The organism is Xanthobacter lutulentifluminis (genome assembly GCF_043194675.2).
Lineage (GTDB): Bacteria > Pseudomonadota > Alphaproteobacteria > Rhizobiales > Xanthobacteraceae > Xanthobacter.
The window spans coordinates 1,079,761-1,097,608 of sequence record NZ_CM195525.1; the positions used below are offsets into that span (position 1 = coordinate 1,079,761).

Annotated in this window: 16 protein-coding genes and 1 tRNA gene; 5 read left to right on the forward strand and 12 right to left on the reverse strand. The window is 71.4% G+C overall.

The window, feature by feature from the left end:
* Positions 1 to 3 precede the first annotated feature (3 nt).
* A complete protein-coding gene (gene hisN / locus V5F49_RS04930) occupies positions 4 to 786 on the reverse strand; it encodes a histidinol-phosphatase (RefSeq protein ID WP_394116200.1) in 783 nt (260 codons plus the stop codon).
* A 1,287-nt stretch (positions 787 to 2,073) separates the two neighbouring features.
* The gene (locus V5F49_RS04935) at positions 2,074 to 2,961 is read right to left on the reverse strand and encodes an N-formylglutamate amidohydrolase (RefSeq protein ID WP_394116199.1); all 888 of its coding nucleotides are present in this window, start codon (positions 2,959 to 2,961) and stop codon (positions 2,074 to 2,076) included.
* A 225-nt stretch (positions 2,962 to 3,186) separates the two neighbouring features.
* Here V5F49_RS04935 and V5F49_RS04940 point away from each other — a divergent pair, with 225 nt between their 5' ends.
* The 4 genes from V5F49_RS04940 to V5F49_RS04955 all read left to right on the forward strand — a co-directional run bounded on the left by V5F49_RS04940 (position 3,187) and on the right by V5F49_RS04955 (position 5,180).
* Positions 3,187 to 3,513, forward strand: coding sequence for a response regulator (locus V5F49_RS04940; RefSeq protein WP_509210776.1), 327 nt, complete (start codon positions 3,187 to 3,189; stop codon positions 3,511 to 3,513).
* 97 nt (positions 3,514 to 3,610) lie between these two features.
* Positions 3,611 to 3,685 (forward strand) — tRNA-Val (locus V5F49_RS04945).
* Between the two features lie 157 nt (positions 3,686 to 3,842).
* Positions 3,843 to 4,898 (forward strand): ferrochelatase, encoded by a 1,056-nt coding sequence (gene hemH, locus V5F49_RS04950; protein ID WP_394116197.1) that lies wholly within the window; start codon positions 3,843 to 3,845, stop codon positions 4,896 to 4,898.
* Positions 4,899 to 5,003: 105 nt separating this feature from the next.
* Complete coding sequence (locus V5F49_RS04955; RefSeq protein WP_394116196.1) at positions 5,004 to 5,180, forward strand: hypothetical protein; 177 nt, start codon at positions 5,004 to 5,006, stop codon at positions 5,178 to 5,180.
* A 119-nt stretch (positions 5,181 to 5,299) separates the two neighbouring features.
* On the opposite strand, the gene V5F49_RS04960 is transcribed toward V5F49_RS04955, so the two are convergent.
* Positions 5,300 to 6,178, reverse strand: coding sequence for a methylated-DNA--[protein]-cysteine S-methyltransferase (locus tag V5F49_RS04960; protein ID WP_394116195.1), 879 nt, complete (start codon positions 6,176 to 6,178; stop codon positions 5,300 to 5,302).
* 189 nt (positions 6,179 to 6,367) lie between these two features.
* Positions 6,368 to 7,141, reverse strand: coding sequence for an SDR family NAD(P)-dependent oxidoreductase (locus V5F49_RS04965; protein ID WP_394116194.1), 774 nt, complete (start codon positions 7,139 to 7,141; stop codon positions 6,368 to 6,370).
* A 290-nt stretch (positions 7,142 to 7,431) separates the two neighbouring features.
* Here V5F49_RS04965 and V5F49_RS04970 point away from each other — a divergent pair, with 290 nt between their 5' ends.
* Complete coding sequence (locus V5F49_RS04970; RefSeq protein ID WP_394116193.1) at positions 7,432 to 7,992, forward strand: protease inhibitor Inh/omp19 family protein; 561 nt, start codon at positions 7,432 to 7,434, stop codon at positions 7,990 to 7,992.
* 16 nt (positions 7,993 to 8,008) lie between these two features.
* Here the strand turns inward: V5F49_RS04970 and bluB are convergent, their stop codons facing one another.
* The 8 genes from bluB to V5F49_RS05010 form a co-directional block, all read right to left on the reverse strand.
* Positions 8,009 to 8,689 carry a 5,6-dimethylbenzimidazole synthase gene (gene bluB / locus V5F49_RS04975; protein ID WP_394116192.1) on the reverse strand — a complete coding sequence of 227 codons (681 nt, stop codon included), beginning with the start codon at positions 8,687 to 8,689 and terminating at the stop codon, positions 8,009 to 8,011.
* A gap of 50 nt (positions 8,690 to 8,739) precedes the next feature.
* Positions 8,740 to 10,233 carry a glycerol kinase GlpK gene (gene glpK, locus V5F49_RS04980; RefSeq protein ID WP_394116191.1) on the reverse strand — a complete coding sequence of 498 codons (1,494 nt, stop codon included), beginning with the start codon at positions 10,231 to 10,233 and terminating at the stop codon, positions 8,740 to 8,742.
* Between the two features lie 48 nt (positions 10,234 to 10,281).
* Positions 10,282 to 11,790: a glycerol-3-phosphate dehydrogenase gene (gene glpD, locus V5F49_RS04985; protein WP_394116190.1), complete on the reverse strand. Its 1,509-nt coding sequence runs from the start codon at positions 11,788 to 11,790 to the stop codon at positions 10,282 to 10,284.
* A 276-nt stretch (positions 11,791 to 12,066) separates the two neighbouring features.
* Positions 12,067 to 13,713: an acyl-CoA synthetase gene (locus V5F49_RS04990; RefSeq protein WP_394116189.1), complete on the reverse strand. Its 1,647-nt coding sequence runs from the start codon at positions 13,711 to 13,713 to the stop codon at positions 12,067 to 12,069.
* A 39-nt stretch (positions 13,714 to 13,752) separates the two neighbouring features.
* On the reverse strand, positions 13,753 to 14,637 hold the full coding sequence (locus V5F49_RS04995; RefSeq protein ID WP_394116188.1) for an IclR family transcriptional regulator: 885 nt from the start codon (positions 14,635 to 14,637) through the stop codon (positions 13,753 to 13,755).
* A 222-nt stretch (positions 14,638 to 14,859) separates the two neighbouring features.
* Positions 14,860 to 16,467 (reverse strand): alpha-amylase family glycosyl hydrolase, encoded by a 1,608-nt coding sequence (locus V5F49_RS05000; RefSeq protein ID WP_394116187.1) that lies wholly within the window; start codon positions 16,465 to 16,467, stop codon positions 14,860 to 14,862.
* A 140-nt stretch (positions 16,468 to 16,607) separates the two neighbouring features.
* Positions 16,608 to 17,579 (reverse strand): HEAT repeat domain-containing protein, encoded by a 972-nt coding sequence (locus tag V5F49_RS05005; protein ID WP_394116186.1) that lies wholly within the window; start codon positions 17,577 to 17,579, stop codon positions 16,608 to 16,610.
* A gap of 8 nt (positions 17,580 to 17,587) precedes the next feature.
* Positions 17,588 to 17,821: a 4Fe-4S dicluster domain-containing protein gene (locus V5F49_RS05010; protein ID WP_393981809.1), complete on the reverse strand. Its 234-nt coding sequence runs from the start codon at positions 17,819 to 17,821 to the stop codon at positions 17,588 to 17,590.
* Positions 17,822 to 17,848: the final 27 nt, after the last annotated feature.

The window sequence follows — 17,848 nt, forward strand, 5'->3', positions numbered from 1 at the left end:
CCCTCAGGCGGTGAGGGTGCGCAGCGCCGCCTCGTGCAGGCGCCGGTTGCCGGCCGCCACCACACGCCCGCCGGCCACGGCAGAGCCGCCTTCCCAGTTGGTGACGATGCCGCCCGCGCCTTCGATGATGGGCACCAGCGCGATCACGTCATGGTCCTGCAAGCCGGTCTCGATGACGAGATCGATCAGGCCGGCCGCCACCATGCAGTAGGCGTAGCAATCGCCGCCGTAGCGCGAGAGCCGCACCTTCTCCTCCACCGTCTCGAACGCGGCGCGGTCCTCGCCATTCATGAGGCGCGGGCTGGTGGTGAAGAGGATGGCGTCCTCCAGCCGCCCGCAGTCCCGCGTGGACAGGATGCGCTCGCCGGCCGGGCCGCGATAGCGCGCGACGCCGCCGTCGCCGAAGAAGCGCTCGCCGATGAAGGGCTGGTGCATCATGCCGTAGACCGGGTCGTCGTCCTTCAGCAGGCCGATCAGCGTGCCCCAGGCGGGCAGGCCGGCGATGAACGACTTGGTGCCGTCGATGGGGTCGAGCGCCCAGGTGTAGGGCGCGCTGGCGGCCACGTTCTCGAACTCCTCGCCGATGATGCCGTGGGCGGGGAAGGTCTCGCGGATGAGCTTGCGCATCACCTGCTCGGCGGCGCGGTCGGCCTGGGTGACCGGATCGAAGGCGCGGCCCGCGCTCTTGTCCTCCACGCCGATGGCGGTGCGGAAGAACGGCAGGATCGCCTCGCCGGAAACGGTCGCGAGCTGGTGGACGAAGGCGTCGAAATCGACCGCGGTCATGGGGGCTCCACGCAGGAAGGCAGCAGCAGGAAGGCAGCAATGGCGCGGGCCGGCAGCTGAAACCGGGCCGCCGCCCGTCAGGGGCCGCAAGAAAGCGCGCCGCTCGCCCCCTGCCAAGGAAAAAGATGGCGCCATCCGCCATGCTGCCGCATCGCACGCTGGGCAACCGGCAGGCAGCAGCCCGCGCCAAGCTGCGCAGCAAAAAGGCAGCGCCTTCACAACGGTCTGGATTTCAAAGCATTTAAGTGGCGGATGTCTGCCCAAACAATGCGCCTGGAAGGGACTTGAAGCCGGCGCGGGACACTCGCATATTGATGCGGCGCGGCATTGCTTGCTGCAGTGCCGCTGCCCTCCTTGGGCGTTTCCTCCCTAGACTTGGGCCGCTCCGGCAACGTGAGCGGCCCCTTTATTTTTCGGGGTCTCGCTCAGCGCCGGTCCCGGGTCCTGCGCCATGCGCCGGACCCTATGCGACCGTCCGTCCTGCCGTCCGGGGGGCGCCGGCCTTTGCCGGCCGATCGTCACCACACCGTTCCGGCCTTTCGCCCGGCTTTTTCCGGCGCCTCTGCGGGCACCTTGCTGCGCGGCCCCTACGGGTGGCCGTCCATGCCAGCGCCTCTGCGGGCGCCTTGGCGGCCTCTCCGCCCGTGAGCGTGAAGCCGCTTCCCCTCGAACCCGATCCCCGGCCGGACCTGCCGGCCGGATGTCCCGCCCCCGGCGCCGGTCTTCACCGCGCTTCACAGGGGCCCGCAACGCCGTTCGCGTGCCCCGAGGCAGGCCTCGCGGCGACTCGTCCTGCAGCTGCGTGCGAAATTCTGCCGCCCGTAACGGGGGAGCTGCACGCGGGCGCCGTGCCCGGCGCGTCTGGAGGGTCAGGAAAATACCTTCCGACACAATGTCTTAGGAACTTTTCCCAGCCTGCGACAAACACGCACTTGATTTATGGCACCGCACTCGGCTATTTGTGCATTGCGACATGGCGATTGGCGTCGCTCTGTCGCTGCCCTCCTTGGGCGTTTCCTCCCTAGACTTGGGCCGTTCGCTCACGCGGACGGCCCCTTTCTTTTTGGGCCTACACTCCGCTGCGGTGCGCGGGGAAGCCGATCCGGCCTGGCCTGCCTGGAGGAAGCGATCTGCGCCGCCCTGCTCTCCCGACATCCGAACGTCTCCCGCCACCCGGCGAGGGGCGGCACCTACTACGAAAGTCGGAGAGACGTTGCCGTCACGAGCATTGGTAGCCGTGCCATTCGAAAAACGCAAGGCTCCATTTTGTAAAATGCAGGGCTGACGTCACTCCGCCGCCGCACGGGGGGCGGCCAGCTGGTCGGCAACCGCCGCGAACAGCTCCGGCACCAGCGCCGCCATGTCCGCCCGCACCCGCTCGAACCCGCCGTGCCGCTCGTAGCGCGCCTCATCCATGTAGAGGCCGCGGTTCAGCTCGATCTGCACCGCATGCAGGCCGGCAGCGGGGTTGCCGTAATGCTCGGTGATGTAGCCGCCGGCATAGGGCTTGTTGCGCACCACCCGGTAGCCGCGCGCCGACAGTCCCGCCTCGATGGTGGCGGTGACCACCTCGCTGCAACTGGTGCCGTAGCGGTCGCCGATCACGCAGTCAGCCCGGGCGAGGTCATCGCGCGCGGAAGAGGATGGCATGGAATGGCAATCCACCAGCACGGCCACGCCGAAGCTGCGCTGGATCCGCCCCACCAGCCGGCGCAAGGCGTGGTGATAGGGCTTGTAATAAGCCTCGATGCGGTCCAGCCCCTCGGCGACCGTCAGCCGGCGGGGATAGATCTCCTGCGCGTCGCCCACCACGCGGGCGATGGTGCCGAGCCCGCCCGACACGCGAATCGAGCGGGTGTTGGCGAACGGCGGCAGCCGTCCGTCGAACATGCGCGGGTCGAGCTCGTAGGGCTCGCGGTTCAGATCGAGGAAGGAGCGCGGGAACAGCGCCCGCATCAGCGGCGCCCCGGCCTTCACCGCGTCGAGGAACAATTCGTCCACGAACGTGTCCTCGGACCGGCGCAGGGTGGGAAAGGCCAGCCGCGACTGCTCCACGAAGGCGCGCGGATAGATCCGGCCCGAGTGGGGGGAGTTGAACAGGAACGGCGCGGTCGTCTCGTCCGGCGAGATCACCTCGAACGCAGGATCGATAACGTCAGCGAGGCAGGCGGTCATCAATCTTCCAATAGACTGGAAATGTTCCGGAATTCCCCCAGCGCGGGCGATCATGATGGCCCGGCGCGCGGCGCCTTGTGAAGAGGGTGCGCAACTTTCACTTCGAATTTACCCGATTGGGAGAGACAAGTCATATGTAGCCCCGTGCCCGGCCGGGGCGCGACCGAACACGACATCAGGGGACGAGGCGTGGCCAAGATCCTGCTCGCCGAAGACGACAACGACATGCGCCGCTTCCTGGTGAAGGCGCTGCAGAACGCCGGATATGCGGTGGCTTCCTGCGACAACGGACGCTCCGCCTACGAGCGGATGCGCGAGGAGCCGTTCGAGCTGCTGCTCACCGACATCGTCATGCCGGAGATGGACGGCATCGAGCTGGCGCGCCGCGCCACCGAGCTCGATCCCGACCTGAAGGTGATGTTCATCACCGGTTTCGCCGCAGTCGCGCTGAATGCCGACGGCGAGGCGCCCAGCGACGCGAAGGTGCTGTCCAAGCCCTTCCACCTGCGCGATCTCGTGAGCGAGGTCGGCAAGATGCTGGCGGCGGCCTGAGCCTCCACGGGCCGGCCATCCACAGGCCCGCACATCCGCGGTCACAGGTGCCTTGCCTCCGGCGATCCGAGCCGATATAGAGGCGGCTCCTGCGAGGGGGCGCGTAGCTCAGCGGGAGAGCACTACGTTGACATCGTAGGGGTCACAGGTTCGATCCCTGTCGCGCCCACCATCCCTCACCTTATCCCTGGCCCGGCCATCCCGGCCCTGCGACCGGGCGCGGTGCCGCCATCCGGCGGCGCGCGTCGTGCGTAAGGGAAGCGCCGGCCGCCCGGCGGCGCGCCAGCTGCGCCGCGTTCCGTTCCTCGCCGGCAGCAGGTGAATTGCCGATGACCGCCGCCCCCCACAGTGCCGACACCTCCCATCTGCCCAAGGACCACCCGAAGGTGGCGTTCGGGCGCATCGGCGTGCTCATCGTGAATCTCGGCACGCCGGAGGCGACGGACTACTGGTCCATGCGCGCCTACCTGAAGGAATTCCTCTCCGACCGGCGGGTGATCGAGGTGAACCGCGCGCTGTGGTGGTTCGTGCTCAACGCCATCATCCTCACCAAGCGCCCCGGCCCCAAGGGCCGCGACTATGCGAGCATCTGGAACACCGAGCGCAACGAGGGCCCGCTGAAGACCATCACCCGCGACCAGGCGGAGACGCTCGCCGCCCATCTTTCCGGCGTGGACGGGCGCATCGTGGTGGATTTCGCCATGCGCTACGGCAAGCCGCCCATCGCCGAGCGCATCGCCGCGCTGCAGGCGCAGGGGTGCGAGCGCATCCTCCTGGTGCCGCTCTACCCGCAATATTCCGCCGCCACCTCCGCCACCGTGTGCGACAAGGCGTTCGACGCGCTGAAGCAGATGCGCTGGCAGCCGACCCTGCGCGTCGCCCCGCCGTGGCACGACGATCCGGTCTATATCGATGCGGTGGCCGCGGACCTCGAGCGCCACCTCGCGGCGCTGGATTTCGAGCCCGAGGTGATCCTCGCCTCCTTCCACGGCGTGCCGAAATCCTACCTTCTCAAGGGCGATCCCTATCACTGCCAGTGCGCCAAGACCGCCCGCCTGCTGCGCGCGCGCATGGGCATGGACGACACGCGCCTCAGGCTCACCTTCCAGTCGCGCTTCGGCCGGGAGGAATGGCTGCAGCCCTATACCGACGCGACGGTGGAGGCGCTGGCGAAGCAGGGCGTGAAGCGGCTCGCCGTCGTCAATCCGGGCTTCGTGGCCGATTGCCTGGAGACGCTGGAGGAGATCGGGGTCGAGAACCGCGAGATCTTCCTGCACCACGGGGGCGAGCAGTTCGCCGCCATCCCCTGCCTCAATGCCGGCCCCGAGGGCATGCGCGTGCTCGCCCATGTGGTGGAACGGGAGCTGAAGGGCTGGGTGGGGTAGCACCGCACCGGCCGCCCCTGCGGCGAGACTGAAATATTTCCAAAACACCTGAAGCCAAGCGGCTCCCGCTCTGCTAAAGGCCCCCATCCACCCGGAAGGACGAAGATGAGCGAGATCACCCTGCGGCGCGCCTGCCTGGCGCAGATCCGCGAAATGACCCAGCGGAGCGAGATTTTCTACGCCCCCGCGGCCATCCGCGGCACCGGCGCCCGCCGCACCGGCCCGATGCAGAAGATCGACCCCCGCGCCCTGATCGCCCGCAAGGGCACCCGCAAGGGCTGACGCGCCCGCGGGCTCCCTGCCCGCGACACTGGATGGCTGGGCCACGGCCCGCCTCCCCGCAGCGTCCCGCAGGACGCCGCCCTCCCAGAAAAGGACCGACCTGAGCGAACCCGCGGGGCCTACTCCCCGGCGGGCGGTTCCACGTGCCCGGCTTCCCAGCCCAGTATGGCGCGCTTGCGGGTGAGGCCCCAGTGGTAGCCCGTCAGGTCCCCGCTCTTGCCGATGACGCGGTGGCAGGGCACCACGAACGAGATGGGATTGCGCCCGATGGCCGCCCCCACCGCCCGCGCCGCCTTCGGATTGCCGACGTGCTCGGCGATGCTGGAATAGGTGGTGGCCCGGCCCATGGGGATGCGCAGCAGCGTCTCCCACACCCGGATCTCGAAATCCGTGCCGATGAAGACGATGCGCAGCGGCTGCTCGCCCCGCCAGGCCGCCGGATCGAAGATGCGCGCCACCAGCGGGCCGGTGGCGGCGGGGTCCTCCACATACATGGCATTGGGCCAGCGGCGGCGCATGTCGGCGAGGGCGGCGGCCTCCTCGCCCCGGTCGGCGAACGCAAGCCCGCACAGGCCGCGCGGCGTGGACATGGCGAGCGCCAGCCCGAACGGCGACGGGTGGAAGCCGTAGCGGATGACGAGGCCGGCCCCGCCGGTCTTGAACTCGCCCGGCGACATGGCCTCGTGCACCACGAACAGGTCGTGCAGCCGGCCCGGCCCGGACAGGCCCAGCTCCAGCGCGGCGTCGAGCACGTTGGGGCATTCGGCGACGATGCGGCGGGCGCGGTCCAGTGTCACCGCCTGCAGGAACGCCTTGGGGGTGAGGCCGCACCAGCGGCGGAACAGATCCGTCAGCGCGCGGGCGGAGACGCCGGTGGCGGCGGCGATCTCCTCCACCTCCGGCTGGCTGCGCATGTGGCGGGAGATGTATTCCACCGCCCGCTGCACCACGTCGTAATCGCGCTCGGCAATGGCGAGCGGCGCCGCCGGGGGAGCCATCACAAGACCTCCGGGGGTAGGGAGCGGGGCGCCGGCATCCTTGGCGCACGGGTCGAGGGCGGAAGGATCTGGCGCCAGCACGGAACGCTCCTGTTCATCGAGTGAACCCCATCAGAACAGGCGGCGCCAGCTCCGGCCACCCGATTTCCCCCGGCCGCCCGTTTCCGCGCCGGTTTCCCCGCGCGATCCTCAGGCCGGGTCGCGCTTGATGGAGAGCGGGCCGAAGCCCTGCTGCGCCGCCATGGCCTGGATGCGGTTGATGTTGACGTGGCGCGGCTGGGTGCAGGCGAAGAACACCTGCTCGGCGATGTCCTCGCCGGTCATGGGCTGGGTGCCGGTATAGACCTTGTCAGCCTTGCCCTGGTCGCCGCCGAACCGGACCACGGAGAACTCGGTCTCGGTCAGGCCCGGCTCGATGTTGGTGACGCGCACGCCGGTGCCGGCGAGGTCGGCCCACACGTTCAGCGAGAACTGCTTCACGAACGCCTTGGTGGCGCCGTAGACGTTGCCGCCGGGATAGGCGTAGTCGCCGGCGATGGAGCCGGTGAAGACGAGGTGGCCCTGCTTGCGCGCCACCATGGCCGGCAGGGTGGAGCGCACGGTGTAGAGCAGGCCGGTGATGTTGGTCTCCACCATGGTGGTCCACTCTTCCAGGCTCGCCTCCCAGGTGGGCTCCAGCCCGAGCGCGAGGCCGGCATTGGCGAACACCACGTTGTAGGCATCGAACGGCGCCGGCAGGCTGGAGAAGGCGGCGAAGGTCGCGGCCTCGTCGCGCACGTCCAGCTCCAGCGGGAGAATCAGGTCGCCGAACTCGGCCACCAGCCCCTCCAGCCGGTCGGCGCGGCGGCCCACCGCCACCACGCGGGCGCCCCCGCTGGCGAAGCGCCGCGCCGTCGCCGCGCCTATGCCCGAGGTAGCGCCGGTGACGATGAGGGTGAGCGTGCGGGGATCGAGCAGGGCCATGGGGCTTCTCCGGCAGCAGGGCGACGGCAGGGAGCGGAACAGGGTAAGGCGCGTTGCTTAGACCGCCTTAACCATCGCGTCCAATCGTAGCGGATGATCGGTATCTGGATAACGCCGGGGCCTTGCTCCTGCCATGTTCCGTCGAAATGGTGCGGTTCCTTTTGCAGCCGGCAACGGACCCAGATCCGGCCGGTGGCAGTCCGAACGTTGACTGGGGCGTTTTTTGCGCTTCCGCAGTGGCGGGAGAGCAAGGCACGCGCTAGGTTTGCGGGCACGTCCGGAGAGTGTTGATGAAGGTGGTTGTGGTTTCGGCGGCGCTGGCGCTGGCCCTTGGCGGGTGCAGCACCGAGCTCGACGGCTTCGGGGCGAAGCCGTCCGCCGTGGCAGCGAATCGGGTTCTCACGGCGCCCACCGGCGCGGTGGAGAGTTCGCCTGCGCCCGGCAATGTCTCCTCCGCCTCGGCCGAGACCGCCACCGGCGCCATCACCCCGCGCACCACCGCCGCCAACGTGCCGCTGACCCCGCCCCCGGCCAATCCCGGCGGCGTCGCCTATGCGCCCAGCGCCGCCAAGGAGCAGCTCTCCGGCGCCTGGTCCTTCTCCTGGGACGACGGCCGCCACACCTGCCCGGTGCGCCTCGGCACCGATCGTGGCCTCAGCGGCCTCTCGGCGCAGGCCGACGTCTCCTGTCCCAGCGAGATCTTCATGACCAAGGGCTGGGACATGATGGGCTCGGACCTGGTGCTGCAGAACCATCAGGGCAAGGTCACCGCCCGCCTGCAGCCCGCCGGCCCCAACCGCTACGTGGGCGTCATCGGCGACAGCAGCCAGCAGGTCGTGCTGAGCCGCTGATCCGGCGGCCCGCCGCTCACCCGGTCAGGCCGGCCGGAGCGCGCGTTCCGAACGTTTCCGAGAACACCAGATCCGCGAGCGGCAGCCGCTGGCGCCACCCGGCCCGCTCCAGGTCCGGCGTTGCGGCGAACGCCTCCACATAGCCCATGCACAGCAGCGCCACCGGCACGATGTGCTCCGGGATGGCGAGGATGCGGTGCAGGTCGTCCAGCGCCAGGATCGACACCCAGCCGACCCCGAGCCCCTCCGCCCGCGCCGCCAGCCAGATGTTCTGCACTGCGCAGACGGTGGAGTAGATGTCCATCTCGCTCTGGTGGGTGCGCCCCAGCACCAGCGGCCCGGCCCGGTCCCGCTCGCAGGTGATGCACAGGGCGAGCGGCGCCTCCTGGAGGCCCGCGAGCTTCAGCGTGCGGTAGAGCTTGCCGCGCTCGCCCTCGAACATGGCCGCAGCCTCGGCATTGGCCCTGGCGAACGCCACGTGCAGCGCCTCCCGCGTCTCGGCGGAGCGGATGACGATGAAGTTCCACGGCTGCAGGAAGCCCACCGAGGGCGCCGCATGGCCCGCCGCCAGCACGCGGGCGAGCACATCATCCGGCACCGGATCGGGCAGGAAATTGCGCCGCACGTCCCGCCGCTCGCCGATGCAGCGGTAGATGGCGGCCCGTTCCTCCGGCGAGAAGCTGTTGTCGCCCGTCATTGCCGGTTCCTCCGCGCCAGCGCGCATTCGGCAGAAGGTGGGGCGGAAGGTCAATCCCCGTCCAAGAGCCGGTCCACCGCCGTCCGCCAGCCGGCGAGCCGCCGCCCGCGCTCCTCCGCCCCCATGGCCGGCACGAATCGCCGCTCCAGCCGCCAGCTTTCGGCGAACAGGTCCGGCGCGGGGAAGAAGCCGCAGGTGAGCCCGGCGAGATAGGCGGCCCCCAGCACCGTCGTCTCGGTCTGGGCCGGGCGATCCACCGGCGCGCCCAGCAGGTCGGCGAGGCGCTGCATGGTGAAATCGGAGGCGGTCATGCCGCCGTCCACCCGCAGCACCGTGCCGCCGGCGGCGTCAGGCCAGTCGGCGTGCATGGCGTCGATCAGATCGCAGGTCTGGAAGCAGACGCTCTCCAGCGCCGCCCGCGCCAGCTCCGCCGGGCCGGTGGCGCGGGTGAGGCCGAACAGGGCGCCGCGCACCTCCGGCCGCCAGTAGGGCGCGCCGAGGCCCACGAAGGCGGGCACGAGAATCACGTCCTGCCCCGCGTCGGCCGTGGCGGCGAGGCGATCGCTGTCACTGGCGCGGGCGATGATGCCGAGCCCGTCGCGCAGCCACTGCACCGCCGCTCCGGCAACGAAGATCGAGCCTTCCAGCGCGTAGGTGCGCTTTCCGTCCAGCTGATAGGCGATGGTGGTGAGCAGCCGATGGCGCGAGGCCACCGGCGTCGCACCGGTGTTGAGCAGGGCGAAGCAGCCGGTGCCGTAGGTGGACTTCACCATGCCCGGCGCGAAGCACGCCTGCCCCACCATCGCCGCCTGCTGGTCGCCGGCGATGCCGCGCACCGGCACCGGCGCGCCGAACACCTCAGCGTCGGTGGCGCCGAACTCGGCCGCGCAGTCCCGCACCTGCGGCAGCAGCGCGCGCGGCACGCCGAACAGCGCGAGCAGATCCTCGTCCCAGACGCCGCGGTGGATGTCGAACAGCATGGTGCGCGAGGCGTTGGTGGCATCGGTGGCATGGACCCGCCCGCCGGTGAGGCGGAACAGCAGGAAGCTGTCCACCGTGCCGAAGCAGAGCTCGCCCCGCTCCGCCCGCGCCCGCGCGCCGGGCACCGCGTCGAGGATGGCGGCGATCTTGGTGGCGGAGAAATAGGGGTCGATGAGGAGGCCGGTGCGGGCCTTCACCAGCGCGCCGTGCCCCTCCGCCGTCAGGCGCGCGCAGGCATCGGCGGTGCGCCGGTCCTGCCAGACGATGGCGCGATGGATGGCGCGCCCCGTGGCGCGCTCCCACACCAGCGTCGTCTCGCGCTGGTTGGTGATGCCGATGCCGGCGAGATCGGCCGGCACCGCCCCCGCCTGCCGCAGCACCGCATGGCAGCAGCGCAGCACCGTGCCGAGGATGTCCTCGGCCTCCTGCTCCACCTGGCCGGAGGCGGGGAAATGCTGCGGCAGCTCCTCCTGCGCCAGAGCCGCGACGGACCCGTCCGGCCGCACCAGCAGCGCGCGCGAGGAGGTGGTGCCCTGATCGATGGCGAGGATGTAGGCGGCCAAGGTTTCCTCCGGCTCGGGCGCTTCCACGATCCCGTGGAGCGCCCTCTTCTAGCCGCCGTTCCGGCGGTGCTTCATGTAGGCGTCGAGACGCGCCGCCTCGGCGGGCGAGGTGCGCAGGCCGAGCTTGGACCGGCGCCACAGCACGTCGTCGGCGCTGGCCGCCCATTCCGTGTCCATCAGGAAATCCACCTCGCGGGCGCACAGATGGGCGCCGAACCACTCGCCGAGGTCATCCTCCCCAGTCACCCCGGCCAGCAGCGCGAAGGCGCGCGTGCCGTAGGCGCGGGCGCAGCGGTGCAGCAGCGCCGGGTCGAGCCCCGGGAAATCCGCCCGCAGCAGCCGCACCAGGTCGCGGAACCCCTCGCGCGGGAAATCCCCGCCCGGCAGCGGCGCCCCGCCGGTGAAGGCCGGCCCCATGGGCGGCAGGTGCGGCGCCAGCCGGTCGAGGGCGGCCTCGGCAAGGCGGCGATAGGTGGTGATCTTGCCGCCGAGCACGCCGAGCAGCGGCGCGCCGCCCTCCTCCGGCACATCAAGCGTGAGGACATAGTCGCGGGTCGCCGACTGGGCCTTGCCGGCGCCGTCATCCACCAGCGCCCGCACGCCGGAATAGGTCCACACCACCGTTTCCGGCGCGAGGCTGGCGGCGAAATATTCGCTCGCGGCCGCGCACAGGTAGGCCACCTCCTCCGGGCTCGCGCGCACGTCCTCGGGGCGGCCGGAATAGTCGCGGTCGGTGGTGCCGATGAGGGTGAACTCGCCCTCGTAGGGGATGGCGAAGATGATGCGGCCGTCGGCGTTCTGGAAGATGTAGCAGCGCTCGTGCCGGTAGAGGCGCGGCACCACGATGTGGCTGCCCTGCACCAGCCGCAGCCGGGCGGGCGGGGCGACCCGTGCGGTGGCGAACACCTCTCCCGCCCAGGGGCCGGCGGCATCCACCAGCGCCCGGGCGCGCACCGTCTCGCGCCGGCCGGCGCCCTCCGCCTCCACCTGCCACAGGCCGTCCGCGCGCCGGGCCGCGACGACGCGGGTGCGGGGGCGGATGGAGGCGCCCCGGTCGGCCGCGTCGCGGGCGTTCAGCACCACGAGGCGCGCATCCTCCACCCAGCAGTCGGAATATTCGAAGGCGCGGGCATAGCCCGGCCGCAGCGGCGCGCCGGCGGGGTCGTGGCGCAGGTCCAGCGTGCGGGTGGGCGGCAGCAGGCGCCGGCCGCCGAGATGGTCGTAGATGAACAGGCCGAGGCGGATCAGCCACGCCGGCCGCAGCCCCGGATGATGCGGCAGCACGAACCTCAGCGGCCGCACGATGTGCGGGGCGATGCCCCACAGGATCTCGCGCTCGGCCAGCGCCTCGCGCACCAGGCGGAAGGCGCCGTATTCGAGGTAGCGCAGCCCGCCGTGGATGAGCTTGGTGGAGGCGGAGGAGGTGCCGGAGGCAAGGTCCGCCTGCTCGAACAGCACCACCGACAGGCCGCGCCCGGCGGCATCGCGCGCGATGCCCGCGCCATTGATGCCGCCGCCGACGATGGCGAGGTCGAACATGCGCGAGCTGTCGTCCATCCCGGCCTCCGCCATCCCCGGTCCCCCATCGGCACGCCGGATTCGGCCCCTTGGGAAGACCATGCCGCGCCCTCGCGCCGCGTCAACTCCCCCGTCGCGCCGCGTGCGACATCCCCCCTTCGCGCCGGGGGGGGGGGCGCCAGCCGGCGCGGGGACGGCCGGCAGGCGCGGGACCGGAGAGGGGACGGCACGCCCCCTGCCCCGCCCGTTCCGGCGCCGCAGTCCACGCGCGGCGACGGCCTGCCGACGGCCTGCCCGCGCCGGGCCGGCCGACCCTCAGGCGGCGCCGGCGGCGGGATCGAGCAGGCCGCGGGCGGCGAGCGCCTCGCGCACCATCTTCTTCGGCGTCTTGCCATAGGCGGAGCGGGGCATCTCGTCCCAGAAATGCACGCGGCGGGGCAGCTTGTAGCGGGCGACCTTGCCATCGAGGAAGCCGATCAGCTCCGCCTCGGTCAGGCTCTCCCCGGCGCGCAGAACGCACACCGCCACCCCGACCTCGCCCCACACCGGGTCCGGCACGCCGACGATGGCCACCTCCGCCACCGCCGGATGGGTCAGCACCTTCTCCTCCACCTCGCGCGGATACACGTTAGAGCCGCCGGAGATGTACATGTCGGAGGCGCGGCCGGTGATGTAGACGAAGCCCTCGCCGTCCATGTGGCCGAGATCGCCGGTGCGGAACCAGCCGTTACGGAACGCCTTCGCGTTGGCGTCGGGATTGTCGTAATAGCCGGCGAACACCGCCGGGCCGCAGACGCAGATCTCGCCCGTCTCCAGCGGCGCCACCTCGGCGCCGGCCTCGTCCTGGATCTGCACCTGCATGCCGGTGCGCTCGTAGCCGCAGGTGCCGAGCTTCAGGTGCGGGCCATCTTCCGCATCGTGCAGGGCGGCGGGCAGGACGGTGATGTTGCCGGTCACCTCGCCGAGGCCGAAATACTGGACCAGAACCTTGCCCAGCGCGTTCAGCGCCCGCTTCTGGTCCTCGCGATACATGGGCGCGCCGGCATAGATGACGTAGCGCAGCGAGGAATGGTCGAAGCCCGCCACCGCCGGATGCTCCACCAAGAGCTTGGTGATGGTGGGCACGGTGAACATGTTGGTGACGCGCCAGCGCTCCACCAGCCGCCACGCCTCGGCCGCGTCGAAGCGCTCGGACGGCATCAGGATGGTCTTCGCCCCGCGCGCCACCTGGGTGAGTTGGTGGACGCCCGCGCCGTGGGAGAGCGGGGCCACCACCAGCGAGGCGTCGTGCTCGGTGGTGCCGGGCATCAGGTCGCACAGATGGTTGGTGATGACGAAGGCCATCTGGCCGTGGGTCAGCACCGCCGCCTTGGGCCGGCCCGTGGTGCCGGAGGTGAAGAAGAACCAGCACGGGTCGTCGTGCTCCACGTCCGCCACCGGGGCCGACTGGCCGAGCCGCGCGGCGACGAGGGCGCCATAGTCCGGCCCGAACGGCGCGGCGCCGATGGCGATCACGTCGGCAAGCGCTGGCGCCTCCGCCCGGGCGGCGGCCACGTGGTCGGGGAAATCGGCGTGGCAGATCATCAGCCGCGCGCCCGAGGCGGAGGCGAGATAGGCCACCTCGCCCGGCGCCTGGCGGAAATTGGTGGGCACCCACACCGCGCCGATGCGGAAGGCGGCGAACATGCTCTCGAACATCTCGAGGCAGTTCTTCGACTGCACGAGGATGCGGTCGCCCTTGGCGATGCCGCGCGCCGCGAGCTCCGCCGCCATGGCATCCACCCGCGCGTCCATCTGCGCCCAGGTCACCTCCTTGTCGCCCTCCACGAAGCCGATGTGGTCCGGGAAGCGGCGGGCGGACTGGCGCAGGATGTGGGCCAGGTTCATCACCCGCCGGCTGGCGCGGGGAAAGCCGCCCTGCGGCGCGCGCGGGGGCTGGGCGGGACTGGGCTCGGCGGACATGATCGGCTCCGTGCGTGAGGCGGGGTGAGGCGGGCGGCCTCAGGAAGGGGCGCGCGCGGCGCGTGCGGACGGGCGGAGCGCCACGGGCTCGGCGGGAAGGCGGCGGCCGAGCGCGGCGGAAAGCGCATCGGCCTCCTGCCGCAGCAGCGGCGCCAGCTCGTGCTGGCGCGCGGGGGTCAGCCGGCTTTCGATGGCGGCGAGGGAGAGGGCGCCGACGGCCCGGCCGTCCGGGCCGGCAACGGCCACGCCCATGCCCCAGGCGCCCGGCACATAGAGGCCGGGATTGAGCGCGTAACCCGCGGCGCGGGCTTCGGCCACCTGGTGGCGCAGGGCCGGCACGTCATAGCCGGGATAATGGGCCGCCAGCGTTTCGGCATTGGCGGCGAGGGCGTGCTCCACCTCCGCATCCGGCAGCGCCGCCAGAAGCGCGAGGCCGGCCGCGCCGACGCCGAGGGGGTGCCGGTCGCCCGCCTGCAGCACGTGGCTGCGGATGGGGTAGGTCCCCTCCTCCCGGTGCAGGCAGATGGAGAAGGCGCCGCGCGGCACCGAGAGAAAGGCGCAGTCGCCGGTGGCGCGCGCGAGCCGGGCGAGGCCGTCGAGGGCGAGGGCGTGGATGCCGAACCGCGCCGCCGCGCGCGTGCCCAGCACATAGGCCTCCGGCCCCACGTGGTAGCGGCGGGAGGCATCGTCCTGATCCAGCAGGCCGGCGCGCACGAGGGCGAGCAGCACGCGCCGCGCCGTGGGCTTGGCGAGGCCGGATGCGGCCACCAGATCGGTGAGCCGCGCGCCGGCGGGCTCGGCCTGCCCCACCAGCGTCAGCAGCGCCACCGCGCGCTCGATGCTCTGCGTGCCCCCGGCCGCGGTGTCCGCGTCCGGCCCGGCCGGACGGGCGCCGTCCGGCGCGCCTCTCCCCGCTCGCGTCACGTCCCCTCCAGATCCATTATATGGACCATAGTTGTCATTTCGGCCGAGGCCTGGTCTCCGCCGGGCGGGGACCATAGCGTTACGCATAATCCCACACAAGGCCTTCGCGGCGGCGGATAAAGGGTCCATTTTATGGACCTGATGCGCCACCCACGCGCGCAGCGCGCGACCCGGCCGGCGCCGGATCGCCGGCTCCGCCTGCAGGCGCCGCGCGGATGCGCCTCAACCGGAGAGCTGGACGATGACGCCCTCGTTCGGCCGCAGGTCGATGCTGCCGCGCACGGCCTCCCCCTCGCGCGGGCCGGCGGTGGAGATGCGCACCGCGCCGCGCACGGACAGGTCGGCGAAGGCCGCGCTGAGCGGCTCGCCACCGAGGTTGAGCGCCACTAGGAAGCTCTCCCCGTCGCCCTGCCGCAGATAGGCGAGCAGGTCGCCGGTGGCCGAGACCGGCAGCCACGAGCCGACGCTCAGCGCCGGATGGCCGCGCCGCAGCGCCAGCAGCGCCCGCGTGAGGGTGAGCATGGAGCCGGCCTCGCCCTGCTCCGCCCTCACGTTCACCTCGGTGAAGTCGGGCGCCAGCGGCAGCCACGGCTCCACCGTGGAGAAGCCGGCGAACGGGCCATCGTCCCACTGCATGGGCGTGCGCGCGCCATCGCGGCCGAGGCCGAGGCCCGGCACGTTCTTCTCGTAGGGATCGCGGATGCGGTCCGGCGGGATCTCCACCTGCGCCATGCCGATCTCGTCGCCGTAATAGAGCGTGGGCGTGCCGCGCAGGGTCAGCAGCAGCATGGCCGCCACCCGCGCCTGATCGGGCCCCAGCCGGCCGGTGACGCGGGGGCGGTCGTGGTTGGAAAGCACCCAGTTCGGCCACCCGCCCTCGGGAATGGCGGCCTCGTAGGCGGCGATGAGCGCCCCCAGCTCCGCCGCGCGCCAGGGCGCGGCGAGCAGGGTGAAGTTGAACGGCAGGTGCACGCCGTCGCCCTTCTCACCGTAATAGGCGACGATGCGGTGGAGCGGCAGGTAGGCCTCGCCGATGAGCACGCGCGCACCATAGCTGTCCGCCAGCGCGCGGAAGCCGGCGATCACGCCCATCAGCTCCGGCCGGTCGCCGGTATAAAGCTGGGTGAGCCGGGCGTGGGGGTTCATGCCGGGGCGGAAATCGGGGTTCGGCGGATTGTCGCGGAAGGCGTCGTCCTTGATGACGTGCCACAGCGCATCGATGCGGAAGCCGTCCACCCCCCGCTCCAGCCAGAAGCGCAGCACGCCGTGCATGGCCGCGACCACCGCGGGATTGCGCCAGTTCAGGTCCGGCTGGGCTTTGAGGAAGGCGTGGTAATAATACTGGCCGGTGGCGGCGTCATATTCCCACGCGCTGCCGCCGAATTCCGAGAGCCAGTTGTTGGGCGGCCCGCCATCGGCGGCCGGATCGCGCCAGATGTACCAGTCCCGTTTCGGGCTGGCGCGGCTGGCGCGCGCCTCCACGAACCACGGGTGCGCCTGCGAGGTGTGGTTGGGCACGAAATCGAGGATCACCTTCAGCCCGCGCCCATGGGCGGCCTGAAGCAGCGCGTCGAAATCGGCGAGGGTGCCGAACAGGGGATCGATATCGGTGTAGCCGGCCACGTCGTAGCCGAAATCCGCCATGGGCGAGGGATAGATGGGCGAGATCCAGATGGCGTCGATGCCGAGCGCGGCGAGATAGTCGAGCCGGCGGGTGATGCCGTTGAGGTCGCCCACCCCGTCGCCGTCCGTGTCCTGGAAGGAGCGCGGATAGACCTGGTAGATCACGCCGGACTGCCACCACAGGGGCCCGGTCTTCACGTTCGCCATCAGCGCCTCTCCCGCCACGCCGGAGCGCGGTGCGCTCCGGTCTGTTTCTGGGAAAGTGCCTCAGGTCCGGTTCGGTTTCATGGCAGGCCGGGAAAGGGGCGCGCAGGGAAGGCGGAAGAGACCTCCCCCGCCCTGCCCCGTCAGGCGGCGCGGCAGCGGTCCAGCGCCCAGCGCACCAGCTTGCGCACGTCGGGATCGGGATCGTCATAGGCCGCCTCCAGCGCGACCACGGCGGCCGGATCAGCGATCTCGCCCAGCGCCGCGGCGGCCTCCTTGCGCACGTTGGAGAGGCCGTGGCCGAGCGCGCCGGACACCACCGGCACCGCCGCGCGGGCCTTCAGGCGGCCCAGCGCGTTCACCGCCTTGGCCTGCACCTGCCAGGCATCGTCATTGGCGGCGGTCATCAGCGGGTCCACCGCCTCGGCGATCAGCGCCTTGCCGATGGAGAAGGCCGCTTCCTCGCGCACCTGCCAATGGGCATCGCGCAGGCCGGCGACGAGGGCCGGCACGCCGGCCGTGCCGCTGCGCACGAACACCAGCGCCGCCATCACCGCCCGGCGCACCGCCGGCTCGGGATCGGTGGCGGCGATGAGCAGGGCGGGCAGCGCCGCATCGGCCTTGAGATAACCGAGCACGCCCAGCGCCTCGCGCCGCACCGCCATGTCCGGATCGGTGAGGGCCGCGAGCGCCACCGGCATGGCGGCGGCGTCCTGCATGTCGCGCAGGGCCCGCAGCGCCGAGGTGCGGACGAAGCCCGCGAAGGGGCCTTCCGTCTCCTGCGCCCGCTCGATGAGCCGGGGCGCGGAGGCGGGCTCCTTCTTGTCGGCGAGGCTCTCGGCGGCGGCGAGGCGCACCGCTTCCACCGCGTCGCTGAGCGCATCGGCAAGGCCGAGGGCGGCGGGCAGGCCGGAATGCTCGTCGAGCGCCTTGGCGGCGGCCTCGCGCACGCCGGCATCGGCGTCCTTCAGGCCGGCGAGCAGCAGCCCCACCGCCTGCGGGTCCACGCTCTCGGCAAGGTCCAGCATGGCCACGCGGCGGATGCCGGGGTCGGCGTCGCGGGCGCGCTCGGCCACGCCGTCGATGTCATCGTCCAGATCGTCGAACACGGGCATGGCGCGCCTCACCGCAGCAGATAGGGGATTTCGACCTTCACCGCCCCGGTGGGGCAGTCCACCTCGCACGGCATGCAGTACCAGCACTCGTCGTACTTCATGTGCGCCTTGCCCGAGGCCGGGTTGATGGCGAGCACGTCGAGCGGGCACACGTCGATGCAGACGCGGCAGCCCTTCTCGGCGATGCACTTGTCGTCGTCCACGGTCACCGGGACGGAGGTCATGTGGTTGGCGAACGGCATGGGGCAGCTCCGGAATTCAGGGTATCG

Excerpts from the sequence above, each read along its gene's own strand:
- V5F49_RS04955 (WP_394116196.1), top strand. The coding sequence starts at position 5,004 with ATGAGCGAGATCACCCTGCGGCGCGCCTGCCTGGCGCAGATCCGCGAA.
- V5F49_RS05010 (WP_393981809.1), bottom strand. The coding sequence starts at position 17,821 with ATGCCGTTCGCCAACCACATGACCTCCGTCCCGGTGACCGTGGACGAC.
- V5F49_RS04970 (WP_394116193.1), top strand. The coding sequence starts at position 7,432 with ATGAAGGTGGTTGTGGTTTCGGCGGCGCTGGCGCTGGCCCTTGGCGGG.
- glpD (WP_394116190.1), bottom strand. The coding sequence starts at position 11,790 with ATGGACGACAGCTCGCGCATGTTCGACCTCGCCATCGTCGGCGGCGGC.
- V5F49_RS05005 (WP_394116186.1), bottom strand. The coding sequence starts at position 17,579 with ATGCCCGTGTTCGACGATCTGGACGATGACATCGACGGCGTGGCCGAG.
- V5F49_RS04960 (WP_394116195.1), bottom strand. The coding sequence starts at position 6,178 with ATGGCTCCCCCGGCGGCGCCGCTCGCCATTGCCGAGCGCGATTACGAC.
- V5F49_RS04935 (WP_394116199.1), bottom strand. The coding sequence starts at position 2,961 with ATGACCGCCTGCCTCGCTGACGTTATCGATCCTGCGTTCGAGGTGATC.
- V5F49_RS04940 (WP_509210776.1), top strand. The coding sequence starts at position 3,187 with ATGCGCCGCTTCCTGGTGAAGGCGCTGCAGAACGCCGGATATGCGGTG.
- bluB (WP_394116192.1), bottom strand. The coding sequence starts at position 8,689 with ATGACGGGCGACAACAGCTTCTCGCCGGAGGAACGGGCCGCCATCTAC.
- hemH (WP_394116197.1), top strand. The coding sequence starts at position 3,843 with ATGACCGCCGCCCCCCACAGTGCCGACACCTCCCATCTGCCCAAGGAC.
- V5F49_RS05000 (WP_394116187.1), bottom strand. The coding sequence starts at position 16,467 with ATGGCGAACGTGAAGACCGGGCCCCTGTGGTGGCAGTCCGGCGTGATC.
- hisN (WP_394116200.1), bottom strand. The coding sequence starts at position 786 with ATGACCGCGGTCGATTTCGACGCCTTCGTCCACCAGCTCGCGACCGTT.
- V5F49_RS04990 (WP_394116189.1), bottom strand. The coding sequence starts at position 13,713 with ATGTCCGCCGAGCCCAGTCCCGCCCAGCCCCCGCGCGCGCCGCAGGGC.
- V5F49_RS04965 (WP_394116194.1), bottom strand. The coding sequence starts at position 7,141 with ATGGCCCTGCTCGATCCCCGCACGCTCACCCTCATCGTCACCGGCGCT.